Here is a 20332-nt window from a genome sequence, read left to right on the forward strand (position 1 = left end):
GAAAGATGGATCAAAATGCGGACGAAAAAAATCCCCGCGGCAAAGGCGGGGATAGACGATGGAAAAAGCGTCAGACCAGCAGGGCCGCCGCCAAGGATTCGATCTCTTCGGCCGATTCCTCGAGTATCGTGTGCAGGGTGCTGCCACCAATCCCGAAGTCGATCTTCGCCGCTGCCAGGCGCCGCTCGGCGCTTTCCGGCGGGTGCAGGGGCGAGCCGACGGGCGACAGATCGTTGGCCAGCACCAGGGTCGCGCCCAAGGTGCGGGGCGGGAACGGGCTGCCGCCGTGCCACATGCCTTCCACTGCCTGCAAAACCATGTCCGGTACTTGCAGCTGGCGCAGCACGCCGCGGCCGATCAGTTTTTCGCCGTATTCGATCCAGTCTTCCGTGTTGTCGTCGAGCAAGCCCGGATATTCCTCGGCGCGCGACAGCAGATAAAAGCCGCCCACCTCGTGCACGATGGCGGCGAACATGGCCGTTTCCACGTCCACATGCGTGACTTTCCGCGCGATGACCTGGCTCAATGCCGCCACGTGGGCCGTGTGTTCCCACAGCTTGGCCCCCTTCGCGCGCAATTGCGGGTCGGTAATCTGGCTGCCCAGCTGGCGCACGATGACGGACGCCACCATCGACTTTAAGGTGGCAAAGCCCAGGCGCGAAACGGCTGCGCGCACATTGGCGATTTCATTGCCGGAACGGTTGTAGGCGGCCGAGTTGGCCAAGGCCACGACCCGCGCCGACAGCAGCGGCTCGGCCATGACCATGCGGGCGGCCGCTTCGATATGGCAATCGGGGTCGTCCAGCGCTTCCTGCAGCTTCAAGGTGGCCTTGACGTTGGCGGGGAACGTCAGCTCGCCCTTGCTCGCTTGCAGCGCGATAATCTTGAATACTTCCAATCTGTCCATGAGTCGATCTCCGGTACGGGCCTATGCAGGCTCTGCTATGTGGATGGGCCGGGAATGCGCATGTATCCCCGGCCTTGCTCCCGTTTCCGGCAATATTACAGCAAGTTCAAATTCAAACCTATTACTTTCCGGAAACTTTCCCTGCCACGCCTTCGACAAAATAATCCATCTTCGTCAGCGCCGCATCGTCCAGCACGCCTTTCTCCAGGCGCACCTTGCCATCGTTATCCTTGATCGGCGCGCTGAAAGGATTGAGCTTGCCAGCCACCAAGTCTTTCTCGCGCGCCAATACAAACTGTTTCACATCGGCGGGCACGGCGGCGTTGATGCCTTCCAGCTTGACCATGCCATCCTTGATGCCGCCCCAGGTGCTGCTGGACTTCCACGTACCGTCCAGCACGGCCTGTGCCTGCTTCGTATAGTACTCGCCCCAATGGTGGGTGACGGCGGCCAGCTGCGCCTTCGGTCCGTACTTTTTCATGTCCGAGTGGTAGGCGATCGCATACTTGCCCTTTTCTTCCGCCGCCTGCACCACGGCGGTCGAGTCCGTGTGGTGGGTGACCACGTCGGCGCCCTGGCCGATCAGGGTGATGGCCGCGTCGCGTTCCTTGCCCGGGTCGAACCAGCTATTCACCCACACCACTTTCACTTCCGCCTTCGGGTCGACGCTGCGCATGCCGCGCGTGAAGGCGTTGACGCCCTGCAACACTTCCGGAATGGGAAACGCCGCCACATAACCGGCCACATGCGTCTTGCTCATCTTGCCTGCCAACACGCCGGCCAGGTAGCGGCCTTCGTAAAAACGGGCGTTGGTGTTGGCCACGTTGACGGCCGTCTTGTAACCAGTCAGGTGGATGAACTTCACATTAGGAAATTGCTTCGCCACTTTCAAGGTGGGATTCATGTAACCGAACGAGGTCGTGATGACCAGCTTGCTGCCCGTTTGCGCCAGGTCACGGATCACCCTTTCCGCATCAGCGCTTTCCGGCACGTTTTCCACAAACTTGGTGGTGATCTTGTTGCCCAGCGCCTTTTCCATTTCCTTGCGCGCCTGGTCGTGCTGGGTGGTCCAGCCCGCATCGCCGATGGGGCTGATGTAAACAAAACCGACGTTCAATGGAGCGGCGGCGGGCGCGGCGGCCATGGCAGGCATGGAGGACATCAGCGTGGCACTGCAAACGGCGGCGCACAGTAATTTCTTGGACATGGTTTTCCTTGTGGTGAGTGATTAATTTCCGGGATTGAAATTTTTCCCCAGCGAAGCGGGCATGTTGAGCTTGATGTAATTGGCATTGCTGGAAATGAGCACGAGCACGACGATGGCCGCCACATACGGCAGCATCGACAGCAGCTGCGAGGCGATCGGCACGCCCAGCGCCTGCGCATGGAAGGTCAGAATGGTGATGCCGCCAAACAGGTAGGCACCGCCCACCACGCGCGCGGGGCGCCAGGTGGCAAACGTGGTCAGCGCCAGCGCGATCCATCCGCGCCCCGCCACCATGCCCTCGACCCACAGCGGCGTGTACACGAGCGATAAAAACGCGCCGGCCAGGCCACAGCAGGCGCCGCCGAACAGCACGGCCGCCAGGCGGATGCGGCGCACGGGATAGCCGAGTGCATGCGCGGACGCGGGAGATTCACCCACGGCGCGCAGCACGAGTCCCGCCCGCGTGCGGTACAAAAACCAGGCGATGGCCACGCACAGCAGCAGCGACAGATACACCATCGGATGCTGGCGGAACAGGGCCGGCCCCAGCACGGGAATGTCTTCCAGGAACGGGATGCCGAAGCGGCCATTCTGCAAGCTGTTGCCCACATACTTCAGACCGATGTAGGTGGACGCGCCCGCGCCGAACAGCGATAAAGCCAGGCCCGTCGCGTACTGGTTCGTGCCCAGCCATACGGTCAGCCAGGCAAAGAAGCCGGACAGCACCATGCTGGCGCCAGCCCCCGCCAGAAAACCCAGGGTGGGGCTGCCCGTGTTGACGGCCACGGCAAAGCCCGTGATGGCCGATACCAGCATCATGCCTTCCGCGCCCAGGTTCACCACGCCAGCCTTTTCGTTGACGAGCAAACCGAGCGCGGCGAGCATCAGCGGCGTGCCCGCATTGATGCTGGCGGCGATCAAGGGCGCTATCGTCAGGGCCAGGTTATCCATGTTTTCTCCAGCGCAGTTTGTATTGGATCAGCACGTCGCAAGCGAGCAAGGCGAACAGCAAGATGCCCTGGAACACGCCCGTGATCGCGCTGGGCAACCCCAGGCGCGATTGCGCCAGTTCTCCGCCGATATAGAACAGGGCCATGACGAAGCTGGAAAAGAGGACGCCGACGGGATGCAGCCGTCCCACGAAGGCGACGATGATGGCGGCAAAACCGTAGCCGGGCGAGACCGTGGGCGTGAGCTGCCCCATCGGTCCCAGCACTTCACAGGCGCCCGCCAGGCCGGACAGGGCGCCGCAGATCAGCAGGGACGACCATAAAGTCTTGCGCGAAGAAAAGCCCGCATACCGCGCGGCGGCGGGCGCCATGCCGCCCACGCGCAGGCGGAAGCCCGAAATGCTGCGCGACAAATACAGCCAGCCGCCCAGCGAGGCCAGCAAGGCGAAGATGATACCCACATGTAGACGCGTGTCGCTGATCACCATCGGCAACAGCAAGCCGTCGGACAGCAGTTTCGACTGAGGGAAGTTGAAGCCTTCCGGGTCGCGCAGCACGCCGTACACGAGATAGCTGAGCAGCAATTGCGCGATGTAGACCAGCATCAGCGAGACGAGGATTTCGCTGGCGTTGTAGCGGTCGCGCAGCCACGCCACCAATCCCGCCCACGCCATGCCGCCCGCCATGCCGGCCAGCAGGGACACGCCGATGACGGTCGCGCCGCCCACGCCATCGTCGAGGTACAGGGCTGCCGCGCCGCCGCAGATGGCGCCCAGGGTCAGCTGCCCTTCCGCGCCGATGTTATAGATATTGGCGCGAAAGCAGATGGCCAGGCCCACGGCGATCAACAGCAGCGGCGCCACTTTGATGCCCAGCTCGGACCAGCCGTGCGCGTCGCGCAAGGGTTCCACGAAGAAGACGGCCAGTCCCGCGAGCGGATCGTGTCCAAGCGCAACAAATAGCAGCGCGCCGCACAGCACGGTCAGCAGCACGGCCAGCACGGGCGACAGCCACGACATCAGCCGCGACGGGGTAGGCCTGGCTTCCAGGCGCAAGGCAAACTTAGCCATGGGCCGCCCCCTTCGGGTATACCTGACGCTTTTCCAGCTGCAAGGCAAACTTAGCCATGGACTACCTCCTGCGGCCACAGCCCGCTCATCCATTGCCCCACCTGCGCCACGCTGGCCTCGCCCACATCGAGCGATGGTGAAATTTTTCCTTTCGCCATCACCAGCAAGCGGTCACTGATCTCGAACAATTCATCGAGTTCCTCAGAGACGACCAGCAGCGCGCAACCGGCGTCGCGCAGCGCCAGCAATTCGGCACGGATTTGCGCGGCCGCGCCCACGTCCACACCCCAGGTCGGCTGCGCGACCACCAGCACGGTGGGCTCGCGCATGACTTCGCGTCCGACTATATATTTCTGCAAATTGCCTCCAGACAAGCTGCGCGCCAGCGCCTGCGGCCCGCCCGCCTTCACCTGGAAGCGGGCGATGATGGCGGCCGCCCGCTGCGCGATGACGTGATGACGCACGAAGCCGTGGCGGATGGTGGCGGGTGTCTGCAAGCTCAACAACACATTGTCGGCCAGCCCCATGTCGGGCACGGCGCCGCGTCCCAGCCGCTCCTCCGGCACGAAGCCGAAGCCCAGGGCGCGGCGTCGCCCCGGCGGCAAGCGTCCCGCCGGCGTGCCGTTCAGCACGATGCTGGCGGGGGCCGCACGCATGTCCTCGCCCGACAGCGCGGCCAGCAATTCCTGCTGGCCATTGCCGGACACGCCCGCGATGCCGACGATCTCGCCCGCGCGCACGTCGAAATTGATGTCCGTCAACTGCGTGGCAAACGGGTGGCTCTTCGGCAAGTCCAGCTGCCGCACGCTCAGCATGACGGCACCGGGCGTGCGCGCCACGCGCGTGACGGCGGGCGGCTCGGCGCCGATCATCATGCGTGACAGGCTGGCCGCCGATTCCTGAGTGGGATCGCACACGCCCGCGTTCTTGCCGGCGCGCACCACCGTGCAGGTATGGCACAGGGCGCGGATTTCGTCGAGCTTGTGGCTGATGTACAGGATGCTGCAGCCTTCGGCCGCCAGCTGGCGCAAGGTAGTAAACAGTTTCTCCACGGCGCCCGGCGTCAGCACGGAAGTCGGTTCATCGAGGATCAACAGTTGCGGCTTGGCCAACAGGGCGCGCACGATTTCCACGCGCTGGCATTCGCCCACCGACAAGGTGTGCACGTGGCGCTGCGGTTCCAGGTCCAGGCCGTACTGGCGCGCCGTCGCCTCGATGCGCTGCGCCAGTTCCGCCATGTTGGTGCCGGCGGGCAAACCGAGGGCGATGTTTTCCGTCACGGTGAGCGTGTCGAATAGGGAAAAGTGCTGAAACACCATGGCGATGCCCAGCGCGCGCGCAGCCGACGGGTTGGCGATCTCGACCTCGCGGCCATTCCACAGGATGCGTCCGCCATCGGGTTGCACGGCGCCATAGATGATTTTCATCAAGGTCGATTTGCCGGCACCGTTTTCGCCGAGCACGGCGTGAATTTGTCCGGGCGCCACGGTGAGGTGGATGCCGTCATTCGCCACCACGGACGGATAGCGCTTGCTGATGTCATGTAATTCGAGACGTGCCGTCATTGTTTTTTTCGTGCCTCGCTAAGTTGTCCGTCTATCGATCGGCGCGGCATCAAGCCATCGCGATAGCTATCGTATCGGCATCCGCGGATGCTTGGGGGCTGGCATTTGGCAGTCCATTTCTATTTCTACAAAAAAACAACACCTGTATACAATTTTGAAAAAAATTAGCTGCTTTGCAGCCCCCGCCTTGCCCCACAGGGGCTGGAAGATGCGATGATTATATGCAAGAAATGATAGTAAGTATGTAAATACTGCATATTGTCTGATGCCGCGCCTCTCGCATCATGGATTGAACGGCGCGCATTCTGCGGCAACGCAGCGCATCATGCGCTCTACGCGCCCCGCCATCCCTTGTATCCGTTTTCCAACACCGCCATCAGGAGCCGAAAGTGCCAAAAATCTTACCGTGTCTGTTGCCTTGCCTGTGCCTTGCCACGACCCTGGGCCTGGGAGCGACCGCCCAGGCTGCCGAATGGAGCGACACCGCGCTCAGCTGGCGCGCCGGCAGTGACTACCGCGAGCCGTTCAATCCCGATGACATCAAGAAAAACATCTTTGCCATCACGCACGCCAGCGGCTACAAATACGGCAGCAACTTCGTCAACCTCGATTTCCTCATGTCCGACAGCAAGGACCCTGGCGCGCTGGGCAAGACTTCCGGCGCACAAGAGGCGTATCTGGTGTACCGCAACACCATCGACATCGGCAAGGTACGCGGCAGCGACATCAAGTTCGGCCCCGTGCGCGGCGTCGGCGTCACCCTGGGCTTCGACGTCAACACGAAAAATGACGTCGGCTATAACTCGCGCAAGCGCATGCTGGTGGCCGGCCCCACCCTGATGTGGGACGTGCCCGGCTTCTTCAACACCAGCCTGCTGTTGCTGCGTGAAAGCAATGCCCCCAGCGGCGCCTTCCCGCCCATCTCGCAAGTGACGGGCCGCTACACGTATAAAACGCACGCCATGCTGACGGGCGCCTGGGGCATTCCTCTGTCGCCGCTGTTCTCGTTCGAAGGCTTCTTTAACCTCATCGATTCAAAAGGCAACGATGAAGTGGGACGCAAGACGGCGGTGGAAACGAATATCGACATGCAAGTGATGTACGACGTGGGCGCGGCCCTGGGCAGCGCCAAGAACACCTTCCGCGTGGGCCTGGAATACCAGTACTGGAAGAACAAGTTCGGCAACTCGCCCGCCACCACGGGCAATGTGGGCCAGACGGCGAAGACGCCGATGATACGCGCGGAGTACCATTTCTAAAATTCATTGTTACGCATCAACACCCACGTTCGCGCCTGATGCCAGCATGAAGCTTTCCTGCTGGCGGAGAGCGCGACCGTGGAACAACTATTGCCGTATTACGAGCGCGAGCTGGGCTTGTTTCGCCAGTACACGCGCGAGTTTTCCAGCCGCTATCCGAAAGCGGCCGGGCGCCTGCTGATCGCCGGCGACACCTGCGAAGATCCGCATGTCGAACGCCTGATCCAGTCCGTCGCCCTGCTCACGGCCAGGGTCGCCAAGCGCCTCGACGACGCCTATCCGCAATTCACCCATGCCCTGCTCGACACCCTGTATCCGCACTATCTGCGGCCGTTTCCCTCGTGCTCCATCGTGCGCATCGCTGCCGACGAAGCGCCCGGCGGCGGCCAATTGGCCCAGCTTGTGCATGTCCCGCGCGGCACCGTGCTGCGCTCGCAGCCGGTGCAAGGCGTGGCCTGCAAATTTACCAGCGCATATGACGTGACCCTGGCGCCGCTGGCCATTTCTAGCCTGCATTTTTCAGCCATCATCGACGCGCCGCCTGGCCTGCGCCTGCCCGACGGCGCCAGCGCCCTGCTCAGCATTCACTTCACCAGCAGCAGCGACAACTACCACTTGGACCAGGCCGGCTTTTCCAGCCTGCGCCTGTTTGCCGATGGCGAACCCTCCGTGCGCGCGGCCCTGCTCGACGCCCTGTTCCTGCGCGGCGCGGGCGCGTACGTGGCGCTGGACGAACACGGCCCGTGGCTGGCTGTCGATGGCACGCTGTTGACGCCGGCCGGCTATGCGGAAGACGACGCGCTGATCCCCATTTCCGCCCGTTCGCACCCGGCCCTGCGCCTGCTGACCGAGTATTTCGCCTTTCCGGAAAAATTCCATTTCATCGATATCGCCTGGTCCAGGCTGGCGGCCCTGTTGCCGAAGCAATGCCGCCAATTCACCTTGCACCTGCCCCTCAAGGGCGTGCGCAGCGACAGCCACGAGGCGCGGCTCTTGTCCGGCGTCAGCCGCGACAACCTCTTGCTGGGATGCACCCCTGTCGTCAACCTGTTCGCCAAGTCCGGCGTGCCGATCCGCCTCACGCATACCGAGCCCGACTACGCCCTGCTGGCCGATGCCACGCATGCGTTTGCCTACGACATCCACAGCATCGAGGCCGTCACCGTGGTGCGCAAGGATGAGGCCGGCGAGCGCCTGAGCACCTTCTTGCCGCTGTATGCATCGCTGCAGGGTTCTCAGGCAGAGCATGGCCCAGAGCAAGGACAGTATTGGCTGGCGCGCCGCGACGAAGCGGTGGCGGCCATCAGCCCCGGCCATGAAATGCGCCTGAGCCTGATCGACCCGCAATTTTCGCCGGGCAGCGCGGCCTGCGCCACCGTCTCGACGCAACTGCTATGCAGCAACCGCGACTTGCCCACGCAGTTGCACTACGGCTTGCCCGGCGGCGACCTGCTGGCCGAAGACGTGCCCGACGGCATCCCCGCGCGCTTCCTGCGCAAGCCCACGTCCAGCATGCGCTTCCTGGCGGACACGCACTGGCGGCTGATTGCGCACCTGTCGCTCAATTACGCCAGCCTGACGCAAGCGGGCCTGGGCGAATTCCAGAAAATGCTCAGCCTGTACGACCTGCCCCGTTCGCCCACCACGCAGCGCCTGATCCAGGGCATCGTCACGCTGGAACACGGCAGCACGCGCGCGTGGATGCCGACTGTGCCGTTTCCCAGCCTGATGCCCGGCATCGCCGTCCGCCTGGGCATCGACGAACAAGCCTTCGTCGGCAGCAGCATCTATATTTTCGCCCAGGTGCTGCAGCGCTACTTCGCCCTGAACAGCCAGCTCAACTGCTTTAGCCAACTGACGCTGCTGTCGCAGCGCAGCGGCGAGGAACTCATCCGATGCCCGGAACGCAGCGCCGACGCCACCCCAGCGTGATCCAGCAATTGCTCGACGCGCCGCAGCGCTTCGAGTGCTTCCAGGCGCTGCGCCTGCTGCTGGCGTGGCTGGCCGAACACGGCATCGATGAACACACGGCGCTCGCAAAGATCATGCGCTTCGACAACAGCGTCTCGCTGCGCTTTCCCGCCAGCCAGATCGAGGCGCTCACGACAAACGGCATCGCTGATGCCGATGCCTTGCTGCAAGCGCTGCTGTCCGGCCACAGCCAGCACATCCACCTCACGCCCGCCTTCATGGGCCTGCTGGGCTGCCAGGGCAGCTTGCCCAGCCACTATTCGGAGCGCATCGCCGCGCACCAGCATAGCGAACGCGACACCAGCGCGCGCGCTTTTCTCGACCTGTTTTCCAGCCGTGCCGTCACCCTGTTTTACCAGGCGTGGCAAAAATACCGCATCGAGCAGGCCGGCCACAGCGGCGCCTTCCTGTCGCGCCTGCTGGACCTGGCCGCGTGCCAGCCGAGCCAGGGCCAAGACCAGGCGGCGATCGGCCTGTACAGCGGCTTGCTCCAGCAACGCAACATCTCGTCCATCGTCATGGCGCGCATCCTCGGCGACCACTTTGGCGTGGCCTGCCACATCGACGAAGCGACGGGCGCCATGGACACACTGGCGCTGCGCGAACAAACGGCGCTGGGCATGGCCAATGCCGTGCTGGGCCAGCGCGCCACCATCGGCGAGCGCTGCCGCCGCCCGGACCTGGCCGTACGCCTGCGCCTCGGTCCGCTCACGGCGCAACAGCACGCCAGCTTCCTGCCGCGCGCCCCTGGCAGCGAGGCACTGAGACACATGCTGATGCTGTTCGGCCAGCCGCTCGTGCGCTACGAGATCGTGCTGGTGCTGCACGCCAGCGAGGTGCGGGGACTGGCATTGACGACCGCGCCACAAGGCGGACTCGGCTGCAACAGTTTCCTCGGCGCTGCAGCATCACCGCGCCACCGCGACGACATGCATTACGAAATGCAATTGATGCCCTCACTCAAAGATTGAAGCTTGCGGCGGCGCAAAACGCTTGTGTTCGCTATTGCTACAGTCGCTCAACGATTCCTACCGTGAAGCGATGCGCGATGAGCCAGTTCCCCGATACGACAGCGGCATGGACGGCATTAGTGGACGACATGCAGGGCCAGCGCCTGCTGCGCCTGCACTTCCCGCATGGCGACGGCCCTACTGACATCCAGTTCCTGGCCAACAGCCTGGCCGCCAGCGAAAGCCTGTCGCGCGACTTTTCTCATGTGGTGGAAGTGCTATCCGACAACGCCGCCATCGCGCTCGACAAGGTGATGGGCAAGGTGATGGACAAGGTGCTGACTATCGAACTTTTACACACAAATCACCCGCACAAAATATTGAGTCCAACAAAGAAATTAAAGAAGAAAAATTTATGGAAAAAGTCCGGAAATTTGATGAAAAAATTCTGGGAAATATTTTAGATACACAACAATTACCTATATTGAATTTGAAAAAAACAAAAAAATATTGAGGATTTTGAAATATTAATTAGGGACGACAATCAACAAATCGAAATAATTTTTATGCCCAATCTTGCCCCAGGAGAACACCAAAGTTTAGGAGGAAAAACATCCTTAGGATACGCAGTAACATATTTTATTTCAAAAAAAGACTACATCATTATCAGATCATATCGTCATAGATAGCCAAATTTTAAAAATTAAATAAATATCACTTGCATAACGAGTGTTTAAGCTATCAATAAATTCAAAAATATTAATATAACACAACGCGTACATACCGCCTCAAAAAACTATACCATCAAAAATGGAAAACTCAGAAAATGCGAATTATATGATATTAGGAAAATATTTTATATATTCCATTATAGCCTATGAGGATTTTGAAAAAAACAAAAAATATTGAAGATTTCATTATCCACATAAAAGATGAGGATAATAAAATATAAGCATCGTTCTGCCGCAAGCAGGGCCATGGGGGGAAATAGACGTCTGTCACGATCCACATAATCAAACCACATCAGTTTTTTGTACCTACCAATAAAAACAATATTGAATTCAGCTAACTATGTGCATGAATATTTCAGATATTGGACACGAGATGTCAATTTTAAAAATTCCATCAAATGCTTTCTCGATTGGCGATCCGACTCAGGATGGGAGTCTGTGCATCGGAGAAAAAAATGGATGTTGGGAGGTTTTTTACTATGAACGAGGAATAAAGACAGGGCTTCGCGTTTTCAAAGAAGAACATGAAGCCTGTGAAAATTTTTTATCCGCAGTAAAATCCTAGTTTATACAATTTTAAATAATATTTTTCGTATTTATCCTCTCTCCCAAGGATAACCATGAAATCCAGAAAAAATCACATGTTAAATACTATCAATATAGGAATACTTTGCCTGAATTTTAACGAAGCAAAAGAATTTTACATTGACAATCTCGGATTCTTTATTACGATGGATAGCATCATTCAGTGTGATTCAGGTAACAGTCGCCGCCTGACAATGGCGCACGAGTCCAACAAAAAATTCTCAATAGAATTCATGCCTCCTTCAAACATTGAGCAAGCACATCGCGTAGGTAGCAAAGGTGGTACGATCAATCTACTCACTTTACCAACGAAAAATATTGACACGCTCAAGGAACGACTGGAAAAAACTGCTTTTTTCGTCAGTTACGTAGAGACTCCCTACGCAAGTTTTCTGAACGTCGAAGATCCGATGGGGAACAATATTTGCCTCTACGAACCGTGTTGAATCACTGCAATAATTCATACGAGATGCCTCATTCGAAATTCCGCATAACAGAATGAAAAATTTGAAATCCCGGGCTGTATTTTTGATTTCATTGATGGATTACTGCTCGTCAATGGATGGGTAGGCGATTACGTTGTCGAGTTAATTATTATAAAGGAAAATTCCCCAGTAATAGATTACATAATAATGCATTACTTTGAAAATAATTCTGTAGGCAACGGCGTGAGTGAGTCATCGCTAGTCAAACAAATTCAAAGAAAGTTGGGAATTCCCGGCCAGGTGAAAGGACTATCAGAAATAGCATTTCAATTTTCGTAGGGAAGCGTTATCGTACAGCATGACATAAAAATATCCTCATCATGCATAATCTTGCAGTATAAAATAGCCAGAAAATCGCCCATCCGATTGAAAATGAATGATCATTGTGAATCGTATATCAATCTAGATAAATCTATAGAAGTGCAGCAACGAATAATAGAATCCATAAAAAATAGTGATACTTTTTTCCCAAAAGCAAGTGAGATACGATGGTTGAATTTATTGAAGAAGCTACCTCGAAAATTAAAAATCTGTCTTCTCGATGAAATTTCTTTGGGAAATGCATTGATAGCATTGCATTCTTCAGGCTGGCCAGATGAGGGGAGCGTTGTAGCACTGCTCAGTAACAAGTTTAGCACGAAGGAATTCGACAAGGATTTACATTTCAGAGCGCTGAATGACGCGCATTACTGCAAGGAAGAAATTTCATATGTTAAAGATAACGTTACGCATTTAATTATCAATTAGGCAATAATGAGAACAGCCCAGGATTTGACTTGCCCATCGCCCTGCACGATACTTGCCGCTGTCACCAAAGCTCCCCATCCTGAGCAATAAGCCATCAGCGCCTGTCACCACCGCCTACACTCACAGCATGCCGTCTCCGAACTCTCCCACCGCCCCCTACATCGGCCGCTTCGCCCCCTCTCCCTCCGGTCCCCTGCACATGGGCTCGCTCGTTGCCGCCATGGCCAGCTATCTCGATGCGAAGGTGCATCGCGGCACTTGGCTGCTGCGCATCGAGGATCTGGACTATGACCGCAATGTCGAGGGCGCCGATATGGCGATCCTGGCCACCTTGCAGCGCTGCGGCATGACGTGGGATGGCGAGGCGACGTGGCAGAGCCGCAGGCTGCCGCTGTACCAGGCGGCGCTGAAGCGCTTGCAGGACGCTGGCCTCGTGTATGCGTGCGGCTGTTCGCGCAAAGAAATCCACGATTCGGTGCTGCAGGCAGGTGTCCCCAAGGGCGCCGCCGCCGTATATCCGGGCACTTGCCGCCACGGCCTGGCGCCGGGCAAGGCGGCGCGGGCCTTGCGGTTGCGCGTGCCAGAGGGGCCGCAAGCCGTATATGACTTTGCCGACCGCTGGCATGGTCCGCAGCGGCAGGACCTTGCCGGCGAGGTGGGCGACTTTATCGTGCTGCGCGGCGATGGTTACTGGGCGTACCAGCTGGCCGTGGTGGTTGATGATGGCGTGCAGGGCATCACGCAGGTGGTGCGCGGCGCGGATTTGCTCGATTCGACGCCGCGCCAGCTGTATCTGCAAGATGTGCTGGGCTTGCCGCATCCGGGCTTTCTGCACGTGCCTGTCGTCAACAATGCCAGCGGCGAGAAACTGTCGAAGCAGACGGGCGCCCTCGCCTTCGACACGGGTACGCATGCCGCCGAACTGCTGGCGTCGGCGCTGCTGCCGGCCGCCCGCTTCCTCGGTCTCGACGTGCGCGCCGACGACGTGGAAGACTTCTGGCGGCAAGCCATTCCCGCCTGGGCGCAGCGGCTGGCGCAACTTCCCGGACACAAATAAAAAAACCCGCCGCGGCGCGAGCCGGGCGGGTAACAATGCAGGCGCCAGCACATGGCCGGCGCCTGGTATCAGGCAATTAGAAGTTGCCCTTGAACTGCACACCAAACTGACGTGGCTCATTGATGAAGCCCGTGCGGTTGTTGAAGTCGATGGCGCCCGTGATACGCTGGGTGTCGGTGATGTTGCGGCCAAACGCGGCCACTTCATACTTGCCAGCATCCCAGGTGTAGCCCACGCGCAAGCCGCCTTCGACCATCGGCTTGCCGGTGAACTCGGTGGACTCGTACAGGAAGAAGTTGATCTTGCTGCGGTAAGCCCAGTCCGTGAAGACGAAGAATTCGCCGTTTTCCATCGGGATCGAATAACGGCCCGTGGCCGTGACCGTCCACTTCGGCGCTTGCGGCAGCGCATTGCCATTGATGATGGCGAAACCGGCGGCGTTTTTCGGATCGGTCACGGTGCAGCTGCGACATGTGGCCACCGACAGGGATGGATCCTTGATTTCCGTGAAGTTGTAGCTGCCGCCCAGGGACATCTTCAGGCTAGGCGTGACAAAACCTTCCAGTTCCAGTTCCGCGCCGCGGCCATTCGTCTTGGCTGCATTGATCAAACGCGTCACGTTCGAGGTGCCGCCAACGACCGTCAATTGCTGGTTTTTCACCTGATAGTTGTACAGGCTGAAAGCAACCCGGGCGCGGCGCTCGAACAGGTCGGCCTTGATGCCCGCTTCGAACGAGGTGATCGTTTCCGCATCGGCCACGGTCACAGACACATCCTTGCTGGCTGGCGCGATACTTGGCGCGCGGAAACCGGTGGCGATACGGCCGTAGAAGTTCACGTCCTTGTTGTACTTGTAGGTACCGCTCAGATCCCAGTTGACCTTGGCTTTGCTGACATCGGCGCTGGTTGGGTTGATTTGCGGGACGTTGTTCGCTACTACTGTGTTGAAATCCTTCTTGTCCTTGGTGTAGCGCAAGCCGGCACGCAGCATGAAGTCATCGTTGACGGCATAGTTGACGGAACCGAAGGTGGCCCAGGCCGTGTTTTTCTGGCGGCTGGCCAGGTGCGAAACGAGCGCATGGTCGCTACCGCCGAAGTTATCCGTATAGCCGTTGGCATCTTCGTTGAAGTAGTACACGCCAGCCTGCCAATTGAGCGGACCGGCATTTTTCGATTCGGCGCGGAATTCTTGCGAGTACTGTTTCACGCTGCTGATGCCGCCAGCGGTTTCCACCGGGAATGGAATCGCTGGCACCATGCCTGGTGCGCCACCGTCGATGTCGCCATGCGACACATACTTGCCCACGCGTTCGAAACCAGTGATCGAGTACAGTTTGACGCCGTCAAGTTCCCAGCTCAGGCGAGCGCTGGCGCCATTGGTGCGCAGCTCCTGGAAGTTCAGGGCATCGGTGTAGGATTTGGTCGGATCGAAACCGTCGACCAGGTCATTCGTGCCAAGCTTGATGGCGTTGGCGAAGAACACGCGCGCGCTACCCGTGGTGCTGCGCTGATGCACATTGAACAGAGCGTTGAACGTACCGTTCGGCGCATACATCAATTGCACGCGTTCCGCGTGTTCGTTGTAGCCGTCCAGGGCGTTTTTCTTGCCCGTAAACGTGTTGTCGACGTAGTCGTCGCGATGCTGGCGCAGGGTCGAGACACGCATGGCCCATTCTTTGCTCAGTGGCACGTTGACGGCGCCATCGAAATTGGTCGTGTTGTGCGTGGCGGCGGAGACGTTGTAATAGCCTTCAACCTTGTCCAGGTTCGGCTTGACGGATTCGAACTTGACCACGCCGGCAGGGGTGTTGCGGCCGAACAAGGTGCCTTGCGGGCCGCGCAGCACTTCCACGCCAGCCACGTCGAAAATCGGATAGCCCTTGAGGATCGGATTTTCTTGCACGACATCGTCGTAAATCAGGGAAACAGGCTGCGATGCAAAGATGTTGAAGTCGGTATTGCCGTAGCCGCGGATGTAGAAGCGGGGAAAGGTGCGGCCATTCGACGATTCCACGTTCAGGCTAGGCACTTTGCCGGCCAGCACGCGGATGTCTTGTCCGCCGGATACCAGCACGTCGAGCTTCTCGTCGCGCAACAGCGATACGGAGACGGGCACGTCGCGGATATTTTCCTTGCGGCGCTGCGCCGTCACGGTCACAGTTTCCAGCTGGCTGGCGGCAGGGGTCGTATCAGCAGCGACTTCATCAGCATACGCCGAGCCGATAGGCAAGGCAGCGGACAGTGCCAGCATGGCGGCGCTTTTGGCGCACAAACGCTGGTGCATCTTGGACATCTTGATCATGTTGTTTCCCAGAAGTTTAAAAAAGAATTGCGAAATCTGTCTCCAACCTGTCTCCGGCTTATGTACGGCGCTGGCGTTCTCTGCACCGTCATGGTGCAGCAGCGCGAGCGGATGTTTCTCCGGTCCTGGCGTCACTGGCTCTGCCCTGGCTGTCGTCCAAGCTGACAGCGGTGGCGGCCGCATCTCTGGGATGTCTGATGAACACCAACTTTTAAGTAAGGCGCCAATTTAATTCAAGCGCCTTATGCGCTGCAAGAATATTGTTATGTAAAATATTCATTCATCAACATAAAGGGCTGACTAGTGGTTATTCAGCCACAACAACGCCAGTGCCTTGCTGTTTCACCCGATGATTTGCCGCACGACGCGCCTTTTTCTCGTGGCCTGCAGAAAGCAGAATTGGCGTCCTGCAAGACAACCCTGAGGGTAAAAATAGTTGTAATATCGCCAGAATTGAGCTGCCATGCCGCCCCATCCCAGTGCGGCGGCGGTACCCCGCACCATCGTCGATCGCCTCCATGCCAGAACCGAGCCAGCCCAGCACCGCCGTCCCGTCCTCCATCGCCGCCGCCCAGGCCGCCCATTCGCTGCTGCGCGCCCATTGCGACATCGTCTGGAGCACGAAAACCTTCGGCCAGTTCGATGCCGACCAGCCCTCCTGGCGCGCCTTCACGGGCCAGACCGAAGCCGAACTGCTGGGCCGCGGCTGGCTCAATGCCCTGCATCCGGACGACCGCAACTTGCCTTACGTCATGCCGTCACATCTGACGAGCGTGTTCGAAGCGGAATACCGGCTGCGCCACGTCAGCGGCACCTACCGCAATATGGTCGTGCGCATGCTGCCTGTGCTGGCGCCCGACGGCAGCATCGTTGAATGGCTTGGTTCGCATTGCGACGTGACGCAGCAACGGCAGACGGAACAGCGGCTGCGCCTGGCCATGCAGGGCGGGCGCATGGGCACGTGGGAGATCGACCTGGGCAGCGGCAGCATGGCCTGCTCCGACGCATTCAAGGCCAATCTGGGCCTGCCGCCTGCCAGCCACATCGACTACGCGCAACTGACCGGTTCCATGCTCGACGGCGAGCTGCAGCACTGGCAAACGGTGGTGCACGCCGCCATCGCCAGCGCCAGCGATTTCGAGATCGACATCCGCGTGCGCTGGCCCGATGGATCGCTGCACTGGGCGCACATGCGCGGCACCTGTACCAGCGACGGCGCCGGCAACGTGATCGCCTTGTCCGGCATCTCGCTCGACTTGACGGCCAGCAAGCAAAACGAGGAAACCCTGCGCCTGACCCTGGAGGCCGGTGAAGTGGCCACCTGGAACTGGGACATCGTGGCCGACCGGGTCACGGCCGACAGCAACATGGCGCGCCTGTTCCCCGTCAATGCCGGTGCGGCCACGGCGGCGCCGCTGGCGCGCTACCTGGACATCATCCATCCCGATGAGCGCGAGCAAGTCTGCGCGCAGATTACCCAGGCGCTGCAAGCGCACACGCCGTTCGAGGCCAGCTACCGCATCGGTTCCGGCGATGGCCAGTACCGCTCGGTCATCGCGCGGGGCCGCGCGGAATACGCACCCGATGGCACGCCCTTGCATTTTCCCGGCGTCCTGCTCGACGTCACGCGCCAGAAACAGGTGGAAGATGCGCTGCGCCGCAGCGAGGAACGCTACCGCACCCTGATCGAGCTGATGGACCAGGCCTTTTGCGTCATCGAAATGCTGTACGACGAGCAAGGCCGCCCCGTGGACTTCCGCTACCTGGAAGGCAACGCCGCCTTCGTCAAGCAGTCGGGACTGGATAATGCCATCGGCAAGACCATCCGCAGCTTCGTGCCCGAGCACGACCAGCACTGGTTCGACCTGTACGACCAGGTCGTCAAGACAGGCGAGCCCGTGCGCTACGAAAACGAAGCCGTGGCCATGGAGCGCTGGTTCGAAGTCTTCGCCGCGCGCCTGGGCGGCCCCGGCAGCCGCCTGCTGACGGTGCTGTTCAGCGACATCAGCGAGCGCAAGCGCTCGGAGCAGCAATTGCGCCAACTGGCCGACAACCTGTCCGAGATGGACCGGCGCAAGACGGAATTTCTGGCCACCCTGGCGCACGAACTGCGCAACCCGCTCGCGCCCATCCGCAACGGCTTGCAGATCATGCGCCTGGCTGCCGACAAGCCCGCCACCATGGCGCGAGTGCGCGACGTGATGGAGCGGCAAGTCAATCAGATGGTGCACCTGGTCAATGATTTGCTGGACGTGGCCCGCATCACGCGGGGCCAGATCGAACTCAAGCTGGAACGCGCGGACTTGAAAACCATCATCGCCAGCGCCGTGGAAACGAGCATGCCGCTGATCGAAGCGGGCCACCACCAGTTCCAGATGCAACTCGCTGAAGACCCGCTGCCGCTCGATGCCGATCCCACGCGGCTGGCGCAAGTACTGGGCAATTTGCTCAACAATGCCGCCAAGTACACGCCCGCCGGCGGCCATATCAGCTTGCGCGCGGTACGTGATGACAACGAGGTCTTGATCGAGGTCAGGGACAGCGGCGTGGGCATTCCCGCCGAGTCGATCGCCACCGTCTTTGACATGTTTACCCAGGTGGGGCAAAACATGGGCAGGGCGCAGGGCGGGCTGGGCATCGGCCTGTCGCTGGTGCGGCGCCTGGCCGAGCTGCATGGCGGCAGCGCCACGGTGGCCAGTCCCGGCACCGGCCTGGGCAGCACCTTCAGCGTGCGCCTGCCCCTGCTGGAGGAGGAAGCGAAAGCGTCCGCCGCACCGGCCGCGCCGGTCCACAGCGCCAGCGGCCCCCACTTCCGCGTGCTGGTGGTCGACGACAATATCGATGCGGCCGATACCCTCGCCGCCGTGCTCGACATGATGGGCCATGCCACGCAAGTGGCCCACGATGGCGCGCAGGCGCTGGCCATGGCGCCGCAATTCTTGCCAGACGTTATCTTCCTCGACATCGGCTTGCCCGGCATGAACGGCTACGAAGTGGCGCGCGCGCTGCGCCGCATACCGGCCGGCGCCAACGTCGTGCTCGTCGCATTGACGGGCTGGGGCGCCGAAAACGACCGCAGCCAATCGAGCGCGGCCGGTTTCGACCACCATCTGACCAAACCGGCCAACCTGCTCGCCATCGGCGAACTGCTGGCCACCCTTTCCACACCAACAACACCGACAAACCATGACTGAATCCCCGAACCACATCCGCCGCCACCTCCTGCTGGCCAGCGGCGCCGCCATGCTGTGCCCCGCACCGCTGCTGTTTGCCGCGCCCGCCACCAGCCTCACCGCCGCCCACACGCAGCTGGCCGCGCTGGAACAAGCCTCTGGCGGACGCCTCGGCGTGGCGGCCTGGCGCCAGGGCAGCGAGCTGCGCGTTGCCTATCGCGCCGACGAACGTTTCCCCCTGGCCAGCACCTTCAAGGCGATGCTGGCGGCCGCCGTACTTGCCCGCAGCGTCAGCCAGCCGGGCTTGCTGGATCAGCACGTGCGTTACGAGAAAAAGGAACTGGTCACGTATTCACCGATCACGGAAAAGCATCTGGCCGACGGCATGAGCGTGGCCGACCTGTGCGCCGCCACCTTGCAGTACAGCGACAATAGCGCAGCCAATTTCTTGATGACATTATTAGGCGGGCCGCAAGCCGTGACGGCGTTTGCGCGCAGCATCGGCAATACGGTATTCCAGCTGGAACGCTGGGAAACGGAGCTCAATAGCGCCATCCCCGGCGACGTGCGCGACACGGCCAGCCCTGCGTCGATGGCGCACAGCTTGCAGCAATTATTGTTGGGAAATAGCTTGCCGGCGCCGCAACGCCAGCAACTGGACGCCTGGATGCGCGGCAACACGACGGGCGACAAACGCATCCGCGCCGGCGTACCGGCCGGCTGGCAAGTGGCGGATAAAACGGGCTCGGGCGCGTATGGCAGCGTCAACGATATCGGCGTGGCCTACCCGCCAAGCGGCGCGCCGCTGGTCATCGCCGTGTACTACACGCGCGAACAGAAAAAAGCGGACACCAACCAGGACATCATCACGGCCGCCACGCGCATCGTGACGGCCGCGTTGGTCTGATTATTTCGGTAAGGCCGCCATGAAACCCGCGTAAGTCGACCAGGCGGGGTCGGCCGCGCTGCGGATTTCAATCGGGAATTTCGGGCGCGATGCCAGCGCCGTGTTGAGGCGGTTGAAAAACTCTTCGCCCGACTGCGTGTAATAAATCCATTCGCGCAAGTTTTCACCGGTCGACACCAGTGCCAGCGTGGCGAAGCCGCCCTCTTCCACCACGGGTGCCAGCGCCGCTTCCAGCTCTTCCATATGCTCGCGCTCATTCGGCGCGGGCATGCCCGTTTCATCTTCATAGCGCCAGGCGATGATGATGCGGTCCGGCTGCGACGACAGGTCCCAGTCGTCATGGAAGGCCTCGACATAACGGTAGATGATGGCCATCTCGTCGCTATGCGTGACGATGGTGCCCCAACTGCGGGCGGAAGTGGAATTTTCGTTCATGGTTGCAACAGTCAAAAAAATCAATCGAGGG

15 protein-coding genes are annotated in these 20332 nt (G+C 60.0%); 8 read left to right on the plus strand and 7 right to left on the minus strand.

Annotation, left to right across the window (positions count from 1 at the left end; translation table 11 throughout):
• Positions 1 to 70: 70 nt before the first annotated feature.
• The 5 genes from ACP7EG_RS18150 to ACP7EG_RS18170 all read right to left on the minus strand — a co-directional run bounded on the left by ACP7EG_RS18150 (position 71) and on the right by ACP7EG_RS18170 (position 5699).
• Complete coding sequence (locus ACP7EG_RS18150) at positions 71 to 907, minus strand: HDOD domain-containing protein (RefSeq protein ID WP_071079117.1); 837 nt, start codon at positions 905 to 907, stop codon at positions 71 to 73.
• Positions 908 to 1028: 121 nt separating this feature from the next.
• A complete protein-coding gene (locus tag ACP7EG_RS18155) occupies positions 1029 to 2114 on the minus strand; it encodes a BMP family ABC transporter substrate-binding protein (protein WP_426088739.1) in 1086 nt (361 codons plus the stop codon).
• A 21-nt stretch (positions 2115 to 2135) separates the two neighbouring features.
• On the minus strand, positions 2136 to 3065 hold the full coding sequence (locus ACP7EG_RS18160; protein ID WP_289950314.1) for an ABC transporter permease: 930 nt from the start codon (positions 3063 to 3065) through the stop codon (positions 2136 to 2138).
• Positions 3058 to 4134: an ABC transporter permease gene (locus ACP7EG_RS18165; RefSeq protein ID WP_426088740.1), complete on the minus strand. Its 1077-nt coding sequence runs from the start codon at positions 4132 to 4134 to the stop codon at positions 3058 to 3060. The genes ACP7EG_RS18160 and ACP7EG_RS18165 overlap by 8 nt, the downstream gene beginning before the upstream one ends.
• A 50-nt stretch (positions 4135 to 4184) precedes the next feature.
• A complete protein-coding gene (locus ACP7EG_RS18170) occupies positions 4185 to 5699 on the minus strand; it encodes an ABC transporter ATP-binding protein (RefSeq protein WP_426088741.1) in 1515 nt (504 codons plus the stop codon).
• 446 nt (positions 5700 to 6145) lie between these two features.
• On the opposite strand from ACP7EG_RS18170, the gene ACP7EG_RS18175 reads away from it, so the two are divergent.
• The 6 genes from ACP7EG_RS18175 to gluQRS all read left to right on the plus strand — a co-directional run bounded on the left by ACP7EG_RS18175 (position 6146) and on the right by gluQRS (position 13484).
• Complete coding sequence (locus ACP7EG_RS18175) at positions 6146 to 6958, plus strand: outer envelope protein (RefSeq protein WP_426088828.1); 813 nt, start codon at positions 6146 to 6148, stop codon at positions 6956 to 6958.
• A 78-nt stretch (positions 6959 to 7036) separates the two neighbouring features.
• Positions 7037 to 8890 (plus strand): type VI secretion system baseplate subunit TssF, encoded by a 1854-nt coding sequence (tssF, locus tag ACP7EG_RS18180; RefSeq protein ID WP_426088742.1) that lies wholly within the window; start codon positions 7037 to 7039, stop codon positions 8888 to 8890.
• On the plus strand, positions 8854 to 9900 hold the full coding sequence (gene tssG / locus ACP7EG_RS18185; RefSeq protein WP_426088743.1) for a type VI secretion system baseplate subunit TssG: 1047 nt from the start codon (positions 8854 to 8856) through the stop codon (positions 9898 to 9900). Before tssF ends, tssG begins: the two co-directional genes overlap by 37 nt.
• Positions 9901 to 9977: 77 nt before the next feature.
• A complete protein-coding gene (locus ACP7EG_RS18190) occupies positions 9978 to 10343 on the plus strand; it encodes a hypothetical protein (RefSeq protein WP_426088744.1) in 366 nt (121 codons plus the stop codon).
• Positions 10344 to 11251: 908 nt separating this feature from the next.
• Positions 11252 to 11641 (plus strand): VOC family protein, encoded by a 390-nt coding sequence (locus tag ACP7EG_RS18195; RefSeq protein ID WP_426088745.1) that lies wholly within the window; start codon positions 11252 to 11254, stop codon positions 11639 to 11641.
• Positions 11642 to 12554: 913 nt separating this feature from the next.
• Positions 12555 to 13484 (plus strand): tRNA glutamyl-Q(34) synthetase GluQRS, encoded by a 930-nt coding sequence (gluQRS, locus tag ACP7EG_RS18200; RefSeq protein WP_426088746.1) that lies wholly within the window; start codon positions 12555 to 12557, stop codon positions 13482 to 13484.
• Positions 13485 to 13560: 76 nt separating this feature from the next.
• On the opposite strand, the gene ACP7EG_RS18205 is transcribed toward gluQRS, so the two are convergent.
• Positions 13561 to 15786 (minus strand): TonB-dependent receptor, encoded by a 2226-nt coding sequence (locus tag ACP7EG_RS18205; protein WP_426088747.1) that lies wholly within the window; start codon positions 15784 to 15786, stop codon positions 13561 to 13563.
• Between the two features lie 518 nt (positions 15787 to 16304).
• On the opposite strand from ACP7EG_RS18205, the gene ACP7EG_RS18210 reads away from it, so the two are divergent.
• Complete coding sequence (locus ACP7EG_RS18210) at positions 16305 to 18980, plus strand: hybrid sensor histidine kinase/response regulator (RefSeq protein WP_426088748.1); 2676 nt, start codon at positions 16305 to 16307, stop codon at positions 18978 to 18980.
• Positions 18973 to 19866 carry a class A beta-lactamase gene (bla, locus tag ACP7EG_RS18215; protein WP_426088749.1) on the plus strand — a complete coding sequence of 298 codons (894 nt, stop codon included), beginning with the start codon at positions 18973 to 18975 and terminating at the stop codon, positions 19864 to 19866. Before ACP7EG_RS18210 ends, bla begins: the two co-directional genes overlap by 8 nt.
• Here bla and ACP7EG_RS18220 read toward each other — a convergent pair whose 3' ends face one another.
• On the minus strand, positions 19867 to 20301 hold the full coding sequence (locus ACP7EG_RS18220; RefSeq protein WP_282405984.1) for a DUF695 domain-containing protein: 435 nt from the start codon (positions 20299 to 20301) through the stop codon (positions 19867 to 19869). It abuts the gene before it with no gap.
• Between the last annotated feature and the right edge of the window lie 31 nt (positions 20302 to 20332).

Source organism: Janthinobacterium sp. PSPC1-1, assembly GCF_049897625.1.
GTDB classification, from domain to species: domain Bacteria; phylum Pseudomonadota; class Gammaproteobacteria; order Burkholderiales; family Burkholderiaceae_D; genus Janthinobacterium; species Janthinobacterium tructae.